We start from the raw sequence: 17,540 nt of genomic DNA on the forward strand, positions 1-17,540 counted from the left end.
GTCGATCTCGAGGCCCTCGACGGGCCGGCGCGGATCCGGGGGGCCCGGGACCTGCTCTGGGGCCTCGGCGGGCTCCTCGCCGCGCTGGCCCTGCTCGCCGCCGTGGGGCTGCTGGCCTGGCGGCAGCGCACCGATGCCCGCCGGGCCGACGTCGAGCGCCAGAGGGCGGAGACCGAGACCCTCTCCGACGCCTTCGCCCAGCTCGGGCAGGGCGACGCCGCCCTCCGGCTGGGCGCGGTGCTCAACCTCGAGCGGCTCGCCCGCGAGGCCCCGGGCCTGCACCGGCCGATCGTCGAGACCCTCTGCGCCTACCTGCGGGAGCAGCGCCCGGCGCTCGCCGTCGAGGAGGGCGCGGCCCAGCCCCCCGCCGCCCCTCTGCCCGGGGCGCTGCAGGCCGTCGTCACCGCCCTCGGCCGCCGCGATGTCCTCCGCGAGCCGCCGGAGTACCGCCTCGAGCTCCAGGGCGTCGACCTCGGCGGGGTCGAGGCGGCCGGGGCCTCGCTGGATCTGGTGCGGCTGACCGGCTCGCGGCTCGAGCGCGGGGACCTGCGGGGGGCGCGGCTGACCGGCGCCGAGCTCGACGGCGCCCGCCTGGCGGGCGCCCGGCTGCAGGGGGCGCACCTGCGCGGCGCCGACCTCAGCGGGGCGGACCTGACGGGGGCCGAGCTGCAGGGCGCCCACCTGGAGGCCGCCGACCTCTCCGGGGCCTGCCTGCAGGGCGCCAACCTCAACGAGGCCTACCTCAAGGGGGCGCGGATCCAGCGTGCCGATCTCGCCGGCGCCTCGCTGTGGCGGGCGTACCTCAAGGAGGCCGAGCTCGCCGGCGCCTCCCTCGAGGGGGCCGATCTGTGGAAGGCGAACCTCGAGGGCCTCGACCTCTGGGGGGCCCACCTCAAGGGGGCGAGCCTGGAGGACGCCTACCTCGGGAGCGCCAACCTGGAGGGGGCGAACCTCGAGGACGCCCGGCTCAGCGGCGCCGTGCTCCGCCGCGCCCGCCTGGAGCGCGCCCACCTGCGCGGCGCCGACCTCGAGGGGGTCGACCTCGGCGGCGCCGACCTCACCGATGCGAGCCTGGCGCCGTACCAGCTCGCCGCGGCGCTGATCGACGACCGCACGGTGCTCCCCGGCCCGTTCCAGCGCCCGGAGTGGCAGGATTAGATGATGGACTGGTCGATGCGCCAACTCCTGCCCGAGGGGCTCACGGAGGCGGGCCAGCGCCTCGCCGAGAGCCTGCGCAAGCGCCAGGTCCGCTTCCCGATCTCCGAGGCCGCCCTGGCGGCGACGCTCGAGGGCATCGACGACCCGAGCCTGCGCGGCATGCGCCTGCGGCTCGAGGAGGGTGGGCGCCTGAGCGTCGCGGGCGAGAAGCGCAAAGGGGTCTGGATCCCCTTCGCCGTGACCTTCATCGCCGTGCCGCCGCCGGCCCACGAGGTGGGGCAGGCCGTGGACCTCTACCTCGAGCGGGTCGAGCCGCTCCTCGCCCACCCCTTCATCCTCCGGGCCCTGGGCAAGCTCCAGGAGATGGAGGTGAGCGGCAACCGCGCCCGGGTCCGGATCGACCGCTGGGTCGGCCAGCAGGAGTGGGCGCGGCTCATCCCCGAGGGCCTGCGCGGCCGCATCCGGGTCGTCGACGTCACCACCGACGCCGAGCGCCGCCTGCTGGTGACCCTGGGCTGGGACGAGGGCGACGCCCGCCCCGCCTTGAGGCCCTAGCCTGCCGCGGCCGCCGGGATGGAGCTGACCTACTACACCGACTTCGCCCTGCGGGTGCTCCTCTACGCCGCGGGCCACGCCGAGCGGCGGGTGACCCTGCGGGAGATCGCCGCCGCCTACGGGATCTCCCAGGAGCACCTGCGCAAGGTGGTCCACCGCCTCGCCCGGCACGGCTACCTCGAGACCGCCCAGGGCCGGGCGGGCGGCCTGCGCCTGGCCAGGGCGCCGGAGGCCGTCCGGGTCGGCGAGATCGTCAGGCTCATGGAGGAGGGGCTCGAGGTGATCGACTGCGGCCGCGGGCCGTGCCCCCTCTGCGGGGCCTGCTCCCTCAAGGCCGCCCTCGACGACGCCCGCGACCGCTTCCTCGAGCGCCTCGACCAGGTCACCCTCGCGCAGCTGCTCGAGTCACCCGCCACCGCCGAGCGGATCCGCACCCTCGCCGCCCGGGGCGGGGGCTAGCGGCGGCCCGCCCCCCTTACCGAGGCTCGCTGGATCGCGCATTGACCCGCCAGGGTCCCTGAAGGCAGCATTCGATGTACTAGAAATACATCGAAAAACGCCCAGGGAGGTCTCGACCATGTACTGCGACCAGTGCGAGCAAGTCCGCCACCAGCAGGCCTGCGACCAGTCACCGGGGGCCTGCGGCAAGGACGAGGACGTCCACGCGGCGCAGCAGCTGCTGCTCTACGGCCTCAAGGGCATGGCCGCCTACGCCCACCACGCCCGGCGGCTCGGCTACCACGACCCGGAGGTGGCGGCCTTCATGGAGGAGGCCCTGTTCGCCACCATGACCAACGTCAACTTCGACCTCGATACGCTGCTCGAGCTGTGCCTGCGCTGCGGGCGGATGAACCTGCGGGTCATGGGGCTGCTCGACCGGGCCCACGTCGAGACCTTCGGCGCCCCGGAGCCGGCTACCGTCCGCGAGGGCACCGAGGCGGGCCCCGGCATCCTCGTCAGCGGCCACGACCTGCTCGATCTCTGGCAGCTGCTCCGGCAGGTCGAGGGGACGGACATCCGGGTCTACACCCACGGCGAGATGCTCCCCGCCCACATGTACCCGCGCCTGCACCAGCACCCCAACCTCGCGGGCCACTACGGCGGCGCCTGGCACGAGCAGAAGCGGGAGTTCCGGGACTTCCCCGGGCCGATCCTGGTCACCACCAACTGCGTGGTGCCGCCGACGAGCCGCTACGCCGAGCGGCTGTTCACGACCCGGGCGACGGCGGTGAGCGAGGCGCGGCGCATCCCGGAGGACGGCGACTTCGCCGAGCTCATCGACACGGCCCGCCGCTGCGCGCCGTGCGAGCAGGCCCTCGAGGGCGAGTCCACGGTGGGCTTCCACCACAGCGTCCTCCTGCAGCACGCCGAGACCCTGCTCGACGCCTACCAGCAGGGGCAGATCAGCCAGTTCTACCTCATCGGCGGCTGCGACGGCGCCCACAAGAGCCGCGACTACTTCCGCGACTACGCCGCCGCCACGCCGGCGGACAGCTTCGTGCTCACCCTCGGCTGCGGGAAGTTCCGCATCCGCGACCAGGAGCTCGGCACCCACCTCGGCTTCCCGCGGCTGCTGGACATGGGGCAGTGCAACGACGCCTACAGCGCCGTCCAGGTGGCCACCGCCCTGGCCGAGGCCCTGGACTGCAGCGTCAACGAGCTGCCGCTGACCCTGGTGATCAGCTGGTTCGAGCAGAAGGCGGTGGCGGTGCTGCTCACCCTGCTGAGCCTGGACGTGCGGGGGATCACGCTGGGCCCCAACCCGCCGGCCTTCCTCAGCGACAACCTCTTCCGGATCCTGCAGGAGCGCTACGACCTGCGCCTGGCCGGGGAGCAGCCGCGGCCCGCCGAGGCCTAGAAGCGGTGCCGGTGGCGGTGGCGCTGCCGACAGGGCCGCGCCACGGGCCCGGCTCGGGCAGGAGCGGGAGGGCTACGGCTGGCTCGTGGCACGCCTGCGCGGCGACCACTAATCTGCGGTAGGCGAGCCCCCGCGCCGAGCCCTCGCGGCTCGGCGCGGTCTGATAGAGTCGACCGAGACGCCCGACAGATCGCCAGGGGAGGGGAGCTGTGCTCAAAGGTATCGAGGACTGCCGGAATGTGGCCGATTTCCGCGAGCTGGCGCGGCGCCGGCTGCCGGGGCCGATCTTCCACTACATCGACGGGGCCGCCGAGGACGAGGTGACCTACGCGCGCAATACCCAGGCCTTCGAGGCGTGCGACCTGGTCCCCAATGTGCTGAGCGGCGTGGCGGAGGTGGACCCCTCGGTCACGGTGATGGGCCAGCGCCTGGCCATGCCCATCTTCTGCTCGCCCACCGCCCTGCAGCGGCTCTTCCACTACCGCGGCGAGCGGGCCGTCGGCGCCGCGGCCGAGCGGTACGGGACCTTCTTCGGCATCTCCTCGCTGGCCACGGTCAGCCTCGAGGAGATCGGCGAGCAGATCGCGACGCCGAAGATGTTCCAGTTCTACTTCCACAAGGACCGCGGCCTGAACCGGGCGATGATCGAGCGCTGCCAGGCGGCGGGCTTCGATGCGCTGACGCTGACGGTGGACACCATCACCGGCGGCAACCGGGAGCGCGACCTGCGCACCGGCTTCACCTCGCCGCCTAAGCTGACCCTGCGCAGCCTGGCCAGCTTCGCCTGGCACCCGCGCTGGGCGTTCAACTACTACACCAGCGAGGCGTTCAGCCTGCCGCAGCTCAGCGGCCACCTGCAGGAGGGGAGCAAGGTCGCCATCTCCGTGGGCGACTACTTCTCGAAGATGCTCGACCAGGGCATGACCTGGAAGGACGCCGAGGCGCTGCGGGCGCAGTGGGGCGGGCCCTTCTGCCTCAAGGGCGTCATGAGCCCCGAGGACGCCCGCCGGGCGGTGGATATCGGCTGCTCGGCGATCATGGTCTCCAACCACGCCGGCCGGCAGCTCGACGGCTCCCGCGCCCCCTTCGACCAGATCTCGGAGATCGCCGACGCCGTCGGCGGCGAGATCGACATCATCTGCGACGGCGGGATCCGGCGCGGCACGCACATCCTCAAGGCCCTGGCCGCCGGCGCTACGGCCTGCTCCGGGGGCCATATGTACCTCTACGCCCTGGCGGCCGGCGGGCAGGCGGGAGTGGAGAAGGCCCTGGACAACCTCTACAGCGAGGTGGTGCGCGACATGAAGCTCATGGGCATCACGCGCCTGGATCAGCTGACGCGCGGGCACCTGCGCTACCGGTAGGCGCGGCGGGGATGGTGGGCCCTATTCCCTCGATGATCTGACCGGCCGCATCTCGGAGCGTGGGGGCAAAGGTGATGAGCTGGGAGCCGCGGGGCGCGCTATTCTGAGTCGAAGAGTTCCTCGGGCCGCTCAGCCTCCAGGATCCGATCAGCCCAGGTCTCCAGCTCGGAGGCCGTGGCGCGCTCGACGCGCGCCTGCAGGTCGGCCCTTGCCTGGGGGCCGAACTTGCGCTCGATCTGGCGAAGGAGCATCGCGGCTCGCCCTTCCTTTCGCCCCCGCTGCTCCCACTCTTTCTCCCACTCGCTGATCCGCTCGGCCAACATCTCCTGTACCTCCTCAAGGTCCTGGACCTCGGAACCGTCTGGCTCTGCCTCATCGTCGTTGGCCCGCCGGCGGCGCAGCAGCACCCGCTGGACCCAGACCGCGAACTCGCGGCGCAGCCGGCGCTGCTCCGGCTGGTGCAGCCACTCGCCGAGCGTCCCGAGGATCGAGAGCATCTCCTGCGGGCTGCGGCTGTACTCGAGCCGGAACAGCGCGTGGACCAGGCTGCGCAGCGCCGGCGAGCGTTCCTCGGCGAGCAGCGCCCCCTCGTCGAGGAGGAGGTAGCGCATCTGCGGCCGATAGCGCTCGAGCCCGCCGGGGATGCGCTCGATGAGCGGCTCGATGTCCGTGGCCGCCGACCACCGCGCCTGGCCATTATAGAGGACCATCGGCAGCACCGGCGGCAGCAGGCCGTCGGCGGTGAGCTTGCCCTGCGCGATCAGGTCCTGGTAGAGCAGCCCGACGTAGGTGAGCATGCGCACCGCCATGAAGCGGTCGATCCCGCTCTGGAACTCGAGCAGCAGGTAGACGTAGAGCCAGTCCTCGCCCCAGCGCACCCGCCAGATCACGTCGTCGTGGCGCCCGCGATAGTCCTCGGTGGCGTAGGAGCCGTTCTGCTTCTCCAGCGTGGCGAAGTCGAGCTCGCGGACCCAGTCCTCGTGGACGTACTCGACGAGCAGCTCTCGGATCATCTCCGGCTGGGAGAAGAGCCGCTTGTAGGCGGGGTCGTGCTGCTGCTGCTCAGCCATGGGCGGGCTCGGTGCTCAGTCTGTGAGGGACTGTAACACGCTGATCTGCGCGGAGCGGTGTTGGCGGTACTCGAGCGCCGTTTCGAGCCGCACCGCTACCGCCGAGGACGCCCTTCCAATGGCGCGCCCTACTCCGGCGCTTGCCCAGGGTCTACCCGGCCCCTGGATAGCTTGCGGCGCGAGGTACAAGCCAGCCGCGTCAGGCCGCTGGCGTGCCCGGCGGTGGGCTGTTATGGCCTCATGTCGCCGTGCAGCCTTCGGGGAACGGGAACCGGCCCGAGAGAGCGCCTGGAGAACGCCTCTGCAGCCATGAGCGGCCCAACTGCTGGCCACGAACTGCCCAGCCACCGCCATCAACAAGGCCGCATCGTGGCTGTCACGGCCTTCTCGTGAATAAAACAGGCTGATCACCGAGGTACTCGTATCGGGTATCCATCGCAACATCCTACCCCGCTCCGGGTGTGGGTGTTGCGCTTGAAGGTTGAGCCTACGCTGTTGAGCTCGTCGGTGGGACTGTGTCGGATACGGGCCCCAGTCAAGCGGGCTAGAGTAGTGGCTGATCAAGACGCCACGGCCCTCGTAATACCTGTTAACGGAAAGTTGCCAAGATGATGACTCCGCAAGAGATCATGACTGCCCTCGACGAGCCGTATGCGCCCTACCAGCGCGAGGCTGTAGAGGCGGCAGTCGCTCAACAAGAGACTATCACCCCCCTGTTGCTGCAGCATCTGGAACCCATCGCGAGCGATCCCCAGAGATGGCTAGCCCTCGAGGATCAGGGTCCCACCCTTTTGTATACCTTGGTTCTGTTGCCGCATTTCCGTGAGACCCGGGCCCATCCCCATGTGGTTACCTTGGCGACCTTGCCGAAAGCGTTGGCGGAGCCGCTCCTCGGCGACGCTATCACCGAGCTGTTGCCCATGGCGCTGTGGCGCACCAGCGGAGGCGATACCACGAGCATCCAGGAGGTGGCGAAGGATCGAAACGCCTATGGCCACGGTAGGGGGGCTGCCGTAGCGGCCTTGACCGAGGCCGCCCTACTAGGGGAACTGGATGTAGAGGCGACCAAGGCGACCTTGGGGGAGTGGCTAGCGGACGATGACTTCGCGGAGCTGGGCGATCCTGTATGGGTGTCCTTGTTGACGAATCTCCTCTCCCTTTACGCCACGGAGTACGTCCATCTACTGCGCCGCCGGATACACGAGGAGTATATCGACCCCTGGCTGGTGCCGGAGAGCGAGATCGATAGTACCTTCAACCGTGATCGTGAGGCCGTTCTTGCCGAGGGCCGGAAGTGGGCCAAGCGGCACTTTCCCGAGGATGTGCACAGCCACCTGGCGAGTTGGGCTAGCTTCCAGCCAGGCTTCTGGGATGAGCCGGGAGGAGACGACGGGTCGGGCGGCGGTGTGTTCGTCTCGCAGGATCTGCCGCCCCTGTTCGGTGGAGTCGAGCCTGCTGGCCGCTTGAGTCCCAAGCTCGCGAGTAAAGACCCCAAAAAGAAAAAGCAGAAACGCAAACAGCAGAAGAGGGACCGCAAGGCCAACCGCAAGAAACGGAAATAGGGGAGCAACCTCTACAGCGAGGTGGTGCGCGACATGAAGCTCATGGGCATCACGCGCCTGGATCAGCTGACGCGCGGGCACCTGCGCTACCGCTAGGCGCGGCGGGGATGGTGGGCCCGGGCGGATTCGAACCGCCGACCAAGGGATTATGAGTCCCCTGCTCTGACCGCTGAGCTACAGGCCCGTCGTGCGTGCAGCGGGGTGGGGTCCGCGGCGGGGGCGCCGCGGGGCACCCCCGTGGGTCCCCACCAGCGGGCGCTACTCCTCGAGGAAGCTGCGCAGCCCCTCGGAGCGGGTGGGGTGGCGGAGCTTGCGCAGGGCCTTGGCCTCGATCTGCCGGATGCGCTCGCGGGTGACGTCGAACTGCTTGCCGACCTCCTCGAGGGTGTGGTCGGTGTTCATGTCGATGCCGAAGCGCATCCGCAGCACCTTGGCCTCGCGCGGCGTCAGCCCCGAGAGGACCTCGCGGACGGACTCGCGCAGCCCCTCCACCGTCGCCGAGTCCACCGGCGAGGTGACGCTGGTGTCCTCGATGAAGTCGCCGAGGTGGCTGTCCTCGTCGTCGCCGATGGGCGTCTCCATGGAGATCGGCTCCTTGGCGATCTTGAGGACCTTGCGCACCTTGTCCTCGGGCATCTCCATGCGCTCGGCGAGCTCCTCGGGCGTGGCCTCCCGGCCCATCTCCTGGAGCATCTGCCGCGAGACCCGGTTGAGCTTGTTGATCGTCTCGATCATGTGCACCGGGATGCGGATGGTCCGCGCCTGGTCGGCGATGGAGCGGGTGATCGCCTGGCGGATCCACCACGTCGCGTAGGTGGAGAACTTGTAGCCGCGCCGGTACTCGAACTTGTCTACCGCCTTCATCAGGCCGATGTTGCCCTCCTGGATGAGGTCCAGGAACTGCAGCCCGCGGTTGGTGTACTTCTTGGCGATGGAGATCACCAGGCGCAGGTTGGCCTCGACCATCTCCTTCTTGGCCCGGCGGGCCTTGGCCTCGCCGATGGACATGCGGCGGTTGATCTCCTTGATCTCCGCCACCGACAGGCCGTTCTTCTCGGCGATCTCCCGGAGCTCCTGCTGCGCCCGGCGGATGGCCTCGGCGTGGGGCTCGAGGCGCTCGGCGTAGGCCCCGCCCTCGGCGAGCAGCTCGTCGAGCCAGCGCGGGTCGGCCTCGCGGTCCTGGAAGCCGCGCACGAACTCCTTGCGCGGCATCCCGGCCTGGCGCGTGCACAGGTTCATGATCTCGCGCTCGCGGGCGCGGATCGTCTCCACCGTGTTGCGCAGCCGGTCGGCGATGGCGTCGGTCACCTTGGGGGTGAACTTCAGCGTGAGGAAGATCTCCTCGAGCTCCTCGCGCAGCTCGGCGATGCGCGGCGCCTCGGAGCCCTGCTCCGCGAGGACCTGCTGCATCTCGTTGTAGGCGGCGCGCAGGCGCTCGAAGATCTCGGCGACGGCCTCCGGGTCGGGCCCGGACTCCGGCGCCGCCTCGTCGTCCTCGTCCTTCTCCTCCTCGGGGGTCTCCTCCGTCGCAGCCGTCGGCGCCGGGGGCGCCTCGCCCTCCTCACTCTCGCGGTCGCGGAAGCCGGAGACGATATCGGTCAGGCGCGCCTCGCCCTGCTGCGCCCGGTCGTAGAGCATGAGCAGCTGCCGCGCCGCCTCGGGGTAGGACGACAGCGCGATCAGGACCCGATCGAGCCCGTCCTCGATGCGCTTGGCGAGTTGGATCTCCCCTTCGCGGGTCAGCAGCTCGACGGTCCCCATCTCGCGCATGTACATGCGCACCGGATCGGTGGTCCGGCCGAACTCGGCGTCGACGGCGGCGAGGGCGGCGGCAGCCTCCTCGGCCTCGTCCTCGTCGGTGGGAACGGTCGTCTCGGCGAGGAGCAGCTCATCGGAGTCGGGGGCCGTCTCGTGGACGTTGATCCCCATGTCGTTGATCATCCCGATGATATCCTCGATCTGATCGGGATCGACGATATCGTCCGGGAGGTGATCGTTGACCTCCGCGTAGGTCAGAAAGCCCTGCTCCTTGCCCTTGGCGATGAGCTGCTTGATCTGGGACTGCTGATCTTGTGACATAGGCTTTGATCAGGCCTGTGGTTGCTGCGAGGAAGGCGCTCGTGCCGACGAACCGTACAATATAGCCATTGTCCCCGTCATCGGCAAGGCGCTCTCTCTATTTAGAGCCGGAATTGAGCGCGAAGTTGCTGCAACTCCCCCTCGTCCTCGGCGCCGAGTCCGTGGCGCTTGAAACGGTCCATTAAAAATTGTAGCCGTTGAGCGGCCCTTAAGCGCTCCTGCACCTCAGCAGCGGCCTCCTCGCCGCTGTCGAGGGCGCGGATGAGCCGATCCTGCTCCGTGGCCACGATCTGCTCCTCGATCCGCATCAGCGCATCCCGGAAGACCTGCTCGAGGTCCGCCTCGTTCCCCTCGGGGCGCTGCCAGGCGGCGAGCCGGTTCAGCGGCGCCTCGTAGCGGGTCTCCCGGAAGCGCTCGAGGATCTGTGCAGTAGAGATATGGGGCTCCGCGCGGGCGATCTCAAGGAGCTGCTGGAGGAGCTCGCAGCCGGGGAGCTCGCGGTCGGCGAAGCGGTCCGGCTCGCCGGCGAGCGCCGCGAGGCCCGGCTGCTGCAGGAGCAGGGCGACGGCGTGGCGCACGGGCGTGCGCCGGGTCGCCGCCTGCTGCGGGGCGTCCCCGGAGCGGGGAGCCGGGCGTCGGCGCTCGGCCTGCCCCGCCTTTTGCGGGGGCTGCGCCTCGCTGCCCTGCAGGAGCCGGTCGATGCGCCCGGCGTCGGTGTGGCTGCGCTCGGCGAGGCCGCTGACCAGGGTCTCGCGCAGCAGCCCGGCGGGGACCCGGCGCAGGGGCGGGGCGGCGCGCTCGAGCAGCCGGGCCCGGCCGTCGACGGTGGCCAGGTCGCAGTCGGCGGCCAAGTGGTTGAGGAAGAACTCGGCCACCGGGGCCGCGGCGTCGAGGCGCGCCTCGAAGGCCGCCCGCCCCTCCCGGCGCACCAGCTCGTCGGGGTCGTCGCCCTCGGGCAGCAGCAGGACCCGGACCTCGCGGTCGCCCTGGAGCACCGGCAGGAGGTTCTCCACCGCCCGGTAGGCGGCCTCCCGGCCGGCCTCATCGCCGTCGAAGCACAGCACCAGCGCCGGGGCGCTGCGCAGCAGGAGGCTCGCCTGCTCGCGGGTGGTCGCCGTCCCGAGGGTCGCCACGGCGCCCTCGACCCCGGCCTGGGTCAGGGCGAGCACGTCCATGTAGCCCTCGACGAGGATCAGCCGCTGCGGGCGGCGCTGCGCCTGGAGGGCGTGGTAGAGGCCGTAGACCTCGCGGCCCTTCTGGAAGACGGGGGTCTCCGGGGAGTTGAGGTACTTGGGCTCGCCGTCGTTGACGACGCGGGCGCCGAAGGCGACGACCCGCCCGCGCCGGTCGTGGATGGGGAAGGTGATCCGGTCGCGGAAGCGGTCGTAGGTCTTGCTGTCGCGCTCGATGATCAGCCCGGCGCGCACGCCGGCGCGCACGTCGTCGAGCTGGCGGAGCAGGGTGTCCCAGCCCGGCGGGGCGAAGCCGATGCCGAAGCGGGCGGCCACCTCGCCGGAGATCCCGCGCTGGCGCAGGTACTCGACCGCCGCGCCGCGGGCGGGGTGGCGGCGCAGGGCGTCCCGGTAGAGGCGGTCGGCGGCGGCGAGGGCGCGGTAGAGGGGGGCGTGCTCATCGGCGCCGCTGTGCTGCCCGGCGGCGGTCTCGGGGAGCTGCAGCCCGCAGCGCTCGGCGAGCTCGGCGACGGCCTCCCGGAAGCCCAGCCGGTCGTACTCCATGAGGAAGCCGACGGCCGTGCCGTGGGCGCCGCAGCCGAAGCAGTGGTAGGTCTGGCGCTCGGGGCTGACGGTGAACGACGGCGTGCGCTCGTCGTGGAAGGGGCAGAGCCCCTTGTAGTGGGCGCCGGAGCGGCGCAGCTGGACGCGCTCGCCGACGAGCGCGGCGATATCGGTGCGCTGGAGCAGCTCGTCGATGAACTCCTGGGGGATCCGCCCGGCCATCCGTCACCTCCTGGCCCGGGCCGGTTGGGGAGGGGGCTTTTAGCCGCGCAGGCGGGCCTTGACGCGGTCGCTGACGGCGCCGAGGTCGGCGCGGCCCTGGAGGCGCGGCTTCAGGTAGCCCATCACCTGCCCCATGTCCTTGATCGAGGAGGCGCCGATGGCGGCCACGGCCTCCTCGACCAGGGCGTCGATCTCCTCGTCGCCGGCCGCCTTGGGCAGGAACTCGGAGATGACCTCGGCCTCGCGCTCCTCCGCGGTAGCCCGCTCGTGCTCGCCGGCGTCGCGGTACTGCTTGGCCGACTCGTGGCGCTGCTTGACCGCCTTGGACAGGACCTCGACGACGGCGCCGTCGTCCTCGTCGAGGTCGCGGCGCTCGTCGACCTCGCGCTGCTTGACGGCGGCGGTGGCCGAGCGCAGCACGTTCAGCCGCTCGCGGTCGCCGGCGCGCATCGCCGCCTTGACCGCCTCGAGGAGGGTTTGCTTCGTGCTGCTGGCCATGTGCTCCGCCGCCCTCAAGCGCGCTCTCTTGGACTGGGGGTCAGCGCCGCTGCTGGCGCTGCTGCTCGCGATTGAGGCGCTTCATGTGGCGCTTGATCGCTGCCGCCTGCTTGCGCTTGCGCACCTGCGTCGGCTTTTCGTAGTACTCGCGCCGGCGGATCTCCGACAGTACGCCGGCCTTCTCGCAGGAGCGCTTAAAGCGGCGCAGCGCTACCTCGAACGGCTCGTTCTCGCGGACCTTGACAATCGGCATGCGTGTATCGACTCCTGTTTCGGCTGTCCTGTGTGTCCCGTCGGCTCTTATAGAGGAGAGCGGGCTCATGCAGGCTGTACAAGCGCTAGTCAAACAATAAGTTTAGGCGCTGAGCGCTGCGCCTTTCAAGGAGCATTTCGGCGCGGGCTGATGCGACGCGTTGGGCATTATTGCGTTGCGCTTCTAGCCACAAGATGTTGTGGGTGCGCGCTCGGCAACGTGATCCCCGGGCCGTCCCGCGATCCGGGACCGCCCGGTTCACCCCTGGAGCCCCGCCCAGGGGATCGCCGCGCCGCCTCGGGTGGGTGGCACGGCTTTCGCTCGGCGAAGCGCCGGAGCGCCTCGCCGAGGACGGCACGCCGGCGGCGGCGCGGGTTCCCCATGACGGGGCAAGAACGTCTCGCCCCGAGGTTCCGGGCCGCATTCACGTCGGCGTGTATCCGGCGACCGCAGCAGCGGCACCGGAACTCGGACTGGCTGCGGCGGTTGGCCCGCTCGACCCAGCCGCAGTGCGAGCAGGCCTGCGAGCTGTAGGCGGCGTTCACCTCGGTGTGCGTCACGCCGTAGCGCTCCTCCAGGTCCTGGAGCTTGGCCCGGAGGACGCCGCGCCCGCAGTTGGTGAGGAGCCGGTTCATCCGCCTCGACAGCCCCGGCATCCGGAAGTCCAGCCGCTCCACAGTCAGGTGGGCGGGCCGGTGCAGGTACACGAGGCGGTTCAGGATGCGGTTGATCTCCGTGCGCAGCCAGCCGCGCAGCTGCTGCACGGCCTGGTCGTAGCGCCTCGAGCGCACCTTCAGCCCGGCCTTTTGCCGGTGCCGGGCGATGCGCGTGATGCGCCGGTCGAGCCGCTCCAGATGCTCTAACGCGCCCCGGCCCATCCGGTCGCCGGCGTCGGTGGCGATCAGCGTCGACAGGCCGAAGTCGATCGCGAGATCGTCGCGCAGCGGGGTGTAGGCCGCCCGCTGCGCGGCGAACGGCGCCGAGACGTCCGTGACGACGCCCACGCTGATCCGTCCGTCCCGGTCCTCGTTGACCTGGACCGTTTGGCAGCGCTGGCCCGCCCGCCGCTCGAAGTACGGATGGGTCCGCAGCGGGATCTCGATCCGCCGGCCGCGCTCGAGCGTGCCCAGGCGCAGCCAGAGCGGGAACGCCGAGGCGCACCTCGCCTCGGCGAGCGTGGCCTGGCGCCGGTCGATGACCATGTTCACACGCGCGAACGACGGCCTCCGGTGCCGGCCGAGCACGTGCCGCATGATCCGCCGCGCCAGGTCGCGCACCGCGTCCGGGACCGGCTCGCCGGTGTCCGGCATGAATACGTCCCGGTGCAGATCGAACCAGGCCTCGGCCTTGTTGACCACGTGCAGCATGTGCCTGGTGCGATCGTCGAACGCCTCGTGCTGGGTGACGAGCTCGGCGAACTCGTTCTGGCGGTTGGCGAGGAACGAGCTCAGCGTGCCGACGACCTGATAGCGCACCATCTGCAACCGTGCGGCGCCGACCTCCGCCTTGGCCGCGGCGACGCCGGGCACGGCGGCCTCTTGGGCGGCAGAAAGGTTCTTGCGAAAGCCGCCGTCGCGGAAGAAGCGCGTCCACTGGTCCGCGGCGACCGCCTGCGCCGCCCGGCGCCAGGCGCGCAGCAGCTCGCGCACGGCGGCGGCCTTGCCGGCGTTCATCGCCGTGGGCAGCAGGTCGGTGCGGTGGATGGCCGTGGCTGTCATGCGGTCAGAGGCCGAGCTAACGGGGCAAGATACCCTGGGATAAGCATACCATCAGAAGCATCGCGGTGAGCTAGGTCCGGACTGGAAGATGAGAGGCCGCCATCGGCGTCCTGGCGCGCGCCGAGGTGGCCAGGCCGCAATCGCGGCCATGGAACAGCATCTTGCGTCCCGGCAGCCGGCGTGCGTTGCCAACGGAGCCGCACCAGCGACAGACCGGGCCCTCCGGCCAGCGCGCCGACAGGAACAACGCCTCAGCATGCGCCTCATCCGGCACCAGGTCCAGGAAGCTTGTAGGGTCAAAGGATCATGCACCATACCCACAAGAGAGAGCGTCATCATCAGAAGACAATAGTTCCGCAAAAGAATACCGCGAAACGCCTCGCCAGAGAACCGCGTGCGGGGCGAGGGGCGCCAGCCGCTCGGCGAGCGCGCGTTGTCCGAGCGAAGCGAGTTTAGCGCGCGGCCCCGCTCGGGCGAGAAGCGCAGGGGACCCGCAAGGGCGCGCTCGAGAGGACGCCCCTCAGGACCCACAGGCACCCCAGCCGCCGGGCCCTCGCGGGGCGGCAATGTCTACGTCTACGCGGTGTCCTGCCCCCTCCATGAGCCGCTCCCAGAGCGCCGTCACCGCCCGGCGCTCGTCGGCGAGCTCCTCGGCGCCGACTACCCGCTCCTCGTCCTGGAGGGCGAGCTCGTGGAGCCGGCGCCGGTAGGTGCGGTAGGCGCTGGCGAGGCGGTGGGCGTCGCGCTCGTCGAGCCAGCCCGCCTGGGCGAGGGTGCGCAGGATGCGGACATTATCGGTGTAGCGTAGCAGCTCGGGGTGCTCGTGGGCCGAGGCGAGGACGCCGTACTGGGCGATGAACTCGATGTCCGTCAGCCCGCCCCGGTCGTTCTTGAGGTCGAAGCGCTCGTGGCCCCGGCTGGCCTTCTCGGCGCGCTGGCGCTCGCGCATGTGGCGGATCTGCTCGCGCAGCTGCGCCGTGTCGCGGGGCTGGCCGAGGACCTCGGCGCGGACGCCCTCGAAGGCCTCGCGCGGGCCGGGGTCGCCGGCCACGGCGCGGGCCCGGACGAGGGCCTGGTGCTCCCAGGTCCAGGCGTGCTCGCGCTGGTACTGCCGGAAGGCGTCCACGGTGGTGCTCATCAGCCCGGCGTTGCCCGAGGGGCGCAGGCGGGTGTCCACCTCGTAGACGATCCCGCCGGGGGTGACGGTGTTGAGGAAGTGGACGACGCGCTGGGCGAGCCGGGCGAAGAAGACCTGGTTGTCGACGCTGCGTGGCCCCTCGGTCTCCTGCTCGGCGCCGCGGCTGTCGTGGAGGAAGACGAGGTCGAGATCGGAGCTGTAGCCGAGCTCGATGCCGCCGAGCTTGCCGTAGCCGGCGACGGCGAAGCCCGCCTCGCGGGGCGCCTCGCCGTCGTCGCGGCACAGGGGGCGGCCGTGGCGGCGCACGAGGTGGTCGCGGCAGAGGGCGACGCTGCGCTCGAGGGCCACCTCGGCGATGTGGGTGAGGTAGTCGCTGACCACCATCAGCGGCGCGGCGCCGGAGACGTCGGCGGCGGCGACCTTGAGCTGGTTGGCCTGCTTGAACTGGCGCACCGCCTCCATCTGCGCCTCCAGGTCGTCGCCGCTGAGGGCGGCGAGGCGGGCGTCGAGGTCGGCCTCGAGGGCCTCGCGGCCGAGGGGCTCGTAGAGGGTGCGCGGGTCGAGGAGCTCGTCGAGCAGCAGGGGGTGGGCGGCGAGGAAGCGGGCGACCCAGGCCGAGCCGTCGCAGAGCTGGACGAGCTGCGACAGGGCCATGGGGTGCTCGACGAGCAGGGCGAGGTAGGCGGTGCGCCGGGCGATACTCTCGATGAGGTCGAGGGTGCGCTCCAGGGCCCGCGCCGGGCGCCGCGCCTGGGCGCAGGCGCCGAGGAGCAGGGGCATGAGCCGGTCGAGGCGCTGGTGCCCGCGGGTCGACAGCGAGCGGACGACGGCCCCCTCGCGCAGGCCGCGCAGCCGCCGCTCGAGGGCCTCGGCGTCGTCGAAGCCCTGGGCCTCGAGGAGCCGGACGGCCTCCTCCGGGGCGGGGGCGGCGGACCACAGGGCCTGGAGGTCGCTGCCCTCGCCGGCGTCCGCCTCGGCCTGGGGGGCGGCGAAGACCTGCTGGAACTGGCTGTGGACCTGCTCGCGGGTGCGCTCGAGCTCGCCCTCGAAGGCCTCGGCGTCGGCGTAGCCGGCGCCGAGGGCGACGCGCGCCCGGGCGTGGGGGTCCTCGGGAACGGTGTGGCTCTGCTCGTCGGCGAGCATCTGCACGGCGTTCTCCGTGCGCCGCAGGAAGCGGTAGGCGCTGCGCAGCTCGGCGACGGCGTGGGCGGGGAGCAGCTGCTGCGCCTCGAGGGCGTCGAGGGTGCCGAGCAGCTGCCGGGAGCGCAGCTGCGGGTCGCGGCCGCCGCGGATGAGCTGGAAGGCCTGGGCGACGAACTCCACCTCGCGGATGCCGCCGCTGCCGGTCTTGATGTTGCGCGCCGTGCCGCGGCGCTGGACCTCGCGGGCGATCATGCCCTTCATCTCGCGGATCTGCTCGAGGGTGCCGTAGTCGAGGTAGCGCCGGTAGACGAAGGGGCGCAGGCGCTCGAGCAGCGCCGCGCCGGCCTCGTAGTCGCCGCCGACGCAGCGCGCCTTGATCAGGGCGTAGCGCTCCCACTCCCGGCCCTGGCTCTCGTAGTAGGTCTCCACCGAGGCGAAGGGCAGGGCGAGGGGGCCGGCGTCGCCGTTGGGGCGCAGGCGCATGTCGACGCGGTAGGCCTGGCCCTCGGGGGTGGTCTCGCTGAGGGCGCCGATCAGCTGCCGGCCGAGCTTGAGGAAGAACTCGTCGTTGCTGCGCGGCTTGGCGGCGTCGGTCTCGCCGGGCTCGGGGAAGGCGAAGATGAGGTCGATATCCGACGAGAAGTTCAGCTCCCGGCCGCCGAGCTTGCCCATGCCGAGGACCACCAGCCGCTGCGCCTCGCCGGCCTCGTCGCGCGGCGTGCCCCAGCGCGCGGTCAGGGCGGCGTAGAGCCACTCGAGGCTGGCGTCGATGGCCGCCTCGGCGAGGTCGCTCGTCTCGGCGAGGGTCTCCTCGAGCGCCGCCCAGCCGGCGAGGCTACGGTAGGCGATGCGCACCGCCTCGCGGCGGCGGAAGCGGCGCAGGGCGGCGCGCAGCCCCGCCTCGTCGCCGGCCTCGGCGAGCCGGCGCTGCAGGCGCTCGCGGTAGGCCTGGGCGCCGTAGGGGGCGAAGAGGTCCCCGGAGCGGGCCAGGTCGTGGAGCAGCCCCGGATCCCCCTCGCCGACGGCGCAGGCGACGAAGTCGCTGGCGGCGAGGACCCGGGGCAGGGTCGCGGCGACGCGCGCCTCGTCGGGGACGGCCTCCGCCGCCCGGAGGGTGCGCAGGTGGGTCTCGGCGCGCTCGGCGAGCGCTGGGGGGAGGTCATTCATGATCGAGCTCGGCGCAGTC

The 17,540-nt window shown here is 71.3% G+C and carries 14 protein-coding genes and 1 tRNA gene; 6 read left to right on the top strand and 9 right to left on the bottom strand.

Going from position 1 to position 17,540, the window contains the following annotated elements:
- The 5 genes from CKO13_RS00930 to CKO13_RS00950 all read left to right on the top strand — a co-directional run.
- The coding region (locus CKO13_RS00930; RefSeq protein WP_200255931.1) for a pentapeptide repeat-containing protein at positions 1 to 1,158 on the top strand (1,158 nt) is incomplete at its 5' end.
- A gap of 15 nt (positions 1,159 to 1,173) precedes the next feature.
- Positions 1,174 to 1,713, top strand: coding sequence for a hypothetical protein (locus tag CKO13_RS00935; protein WP_200255934.1), 540 nt, complete (start codon positions 1,174 to 1,176; stop codon positions 1,711 to 1,713).
- 18 nt (positions 1,714 to 1,731) lie between these two features.
- Positions 1,732 to 2,172 (top strand): RrF2 family transcriptional regulator, encoded by a 441-nt coding sequence (locus CKO13_RS00940; RefSeq protein WP_200255935.1) that lies wholly within the window; start codon positions 1,732 to 1,734, stop codon positions 2,170 to 2,172.
- 118 nt (positions 2,173 to 2,290) lie between these two features.
- Positions 2,291 to 3,571, top strand: coding sequence for a hydroxylamine reductase (hcp, locus tag CKO13_RS00945; protein WP_200255936.1), 1,281 nt, complete (start codon positions 2,291 to 2,293; stop codon positions 3,569 to 3,571).
- 209 nt (positions 3,572 to 3,780) lie between these two features.
- Positions 3,781 to 4,935: an alpha-hydroxy-acid oxidizing protein gene (locus tag CKO13_RS00950; protein WP_200255937.1), complete on the top strand. Its 1,155-nt coding sequence runs from the start codon at positions 3,781 to 3,783 to the stop codon at positions 4,933 to 4,935.
- Between the two features lie 98 nt (positions 4,936 to 5,033).
- On the opposite strand, the gene CKO13_RS00955 is transcribed toward CKO13_RS00950, so the two are convergent.
- Complete coding sequence (locus CKO13_RS00955; protein WP_200255938.1) at positions 5,034 to 6,005, bottom strand: Rpn family recombination-promoting nuclease/putative transposase; 972 nt, start codon at positions 6,003 to 6,005, stop codon at positions 5,034 to 5,036.
- 629 nt (positions 6,006 to 6,634) lie between these two features.
- Between CKO13_RS00955 and CKO13_RS00960 the strand changes: the two genes are divergently transcribed.
- Complete coding sequence (locus CKO13_RS00960; RefSeq protein WP_207132037.1) at positions 6,635 to 7,567, top strand: DUF1186 domain-containing protein; 933 nt, start codon at positions 6,635 to 6,637, stop codon at positions 7,565 to 7,567.
- A gap of 108 nt (positions 7,568 to 7,675) precedes the next feature.
- On the opposite strand, the gene CKO13_RS00965 is transcribed toward CKO13_RS00960, so the two are convergent.
- The 8 genes from CKO13_RS00965 to glnE form a co-directional block, all read right to left on the bottom strand.
- Positions 7,676 to 7,751, bottom strand: a tRNA-Ile gene (locus tag CKO13_RS00965).
- A 74-nt stretch (positions 7,752 to 7,825) separates the two neighbouring features.
- A complete protein-coding gene (rpoD, locus tag CKO13_RS00970) occupies positions 7,826 to 9,646 on the bottom strand; it encodes an RNA polymerase sigma factor RpoD (RefSeq protein ID WP_200255940.1) in 1,821 nt (606 codons plus the stop codon).
- Between the two features lie 101 nt (positions 9,647 to 9,747).
- Complete coding sequence (dnaG, locus tag CKO13_RS00975; protein WP_200255941.1) at positions 9,748 to 11,604, bottom strand: DNA primase; 1,857 nt, start codon at positions 11,602 to 11,604, stop codon at positions 9,748 to 9,750.
- Between the two features lie 39 nt (positions 11,605 to 11,643).
- Positions 11,644 to 12,102, bottom strand: a complete 459-nt coding sequence (locus CKO13_RS00980; RefSeq protein WP_200255943.1) for a GatB/YqeY domain-containing protein — start codon at positions 12,100 to 12,102, stop codon at positions 11,644 to 11,646.
- Positions 12,103 to 12,142: 40 nt separating this feature from the next.
- Positions 12,143 to 12,355, bottom strand: a complete 213-nt coding sequence (gene rpsU / locus CKO13_RS00985) for a 30S ribosomal protein S21 (protein WP_200255945.1) — start codon at positions 12,353 to 12,355, stop codon at positions 12,143 to 12,145.
- Positions 12,356 to 12,522: 167 nt separating this feature from the next.
- Positions 12,523 to 14,073: a zinc ribbon domain-containing protein gene (locus CKO13_RS00990; protein WP_200255947.1), complete on the bottom strand. Its 1,551-nt coding sequence runs from the start codon at positions 14,071 to 14,073 to the stop codon at positions 12,523 to 12,525.
- A gap of 70 nt (positions 14,074 to 14,143) precedes the next feature.
- Positions 14,144 to 14,347 carry a transposase gene (locus tag CKO13_RS13050; RefSeq protein ID WP_200255949.1) on the bottom strand — a complete coding sequence of 68 codons (204 nt, stop codon included), beginning with the start codon at positions 14,345 to 14,347 and terminating at the stop codon, positions 14,144 to 14,146.
- 246 nt (positions 14,348 to 14,593) lie between these two features.
- Positions 14,594 to 17,521, bottom strand: a complete 2,928-nt coding sequence (glnE, locus tag CKO13_RS01000) for a bifunctional [glutamate--ammonia ligase]-adenylyl-L-tyrosine phosphorylase/[glutamate--ammonia-ligase] adenylyltransferase (protein WP_200255951.1) — start codon at positions 17,519 to 17,521, stop codon at positions 14,594 to 14,596.
- Between the last annotated feature and the right edge of the window lie 19 nt (positions 17,522 to 17,540).

Origin of the sequence: Halorhodospira neutriphila (assembly GCF_016584055.1) — a bacterium.
GTDB lineage: Bacteria > Pseudomonadota > Gammaproteobacteria > Nitrococcales > Halorhodospiraceae > Halorhodospira > Halorhodospira neutriphila.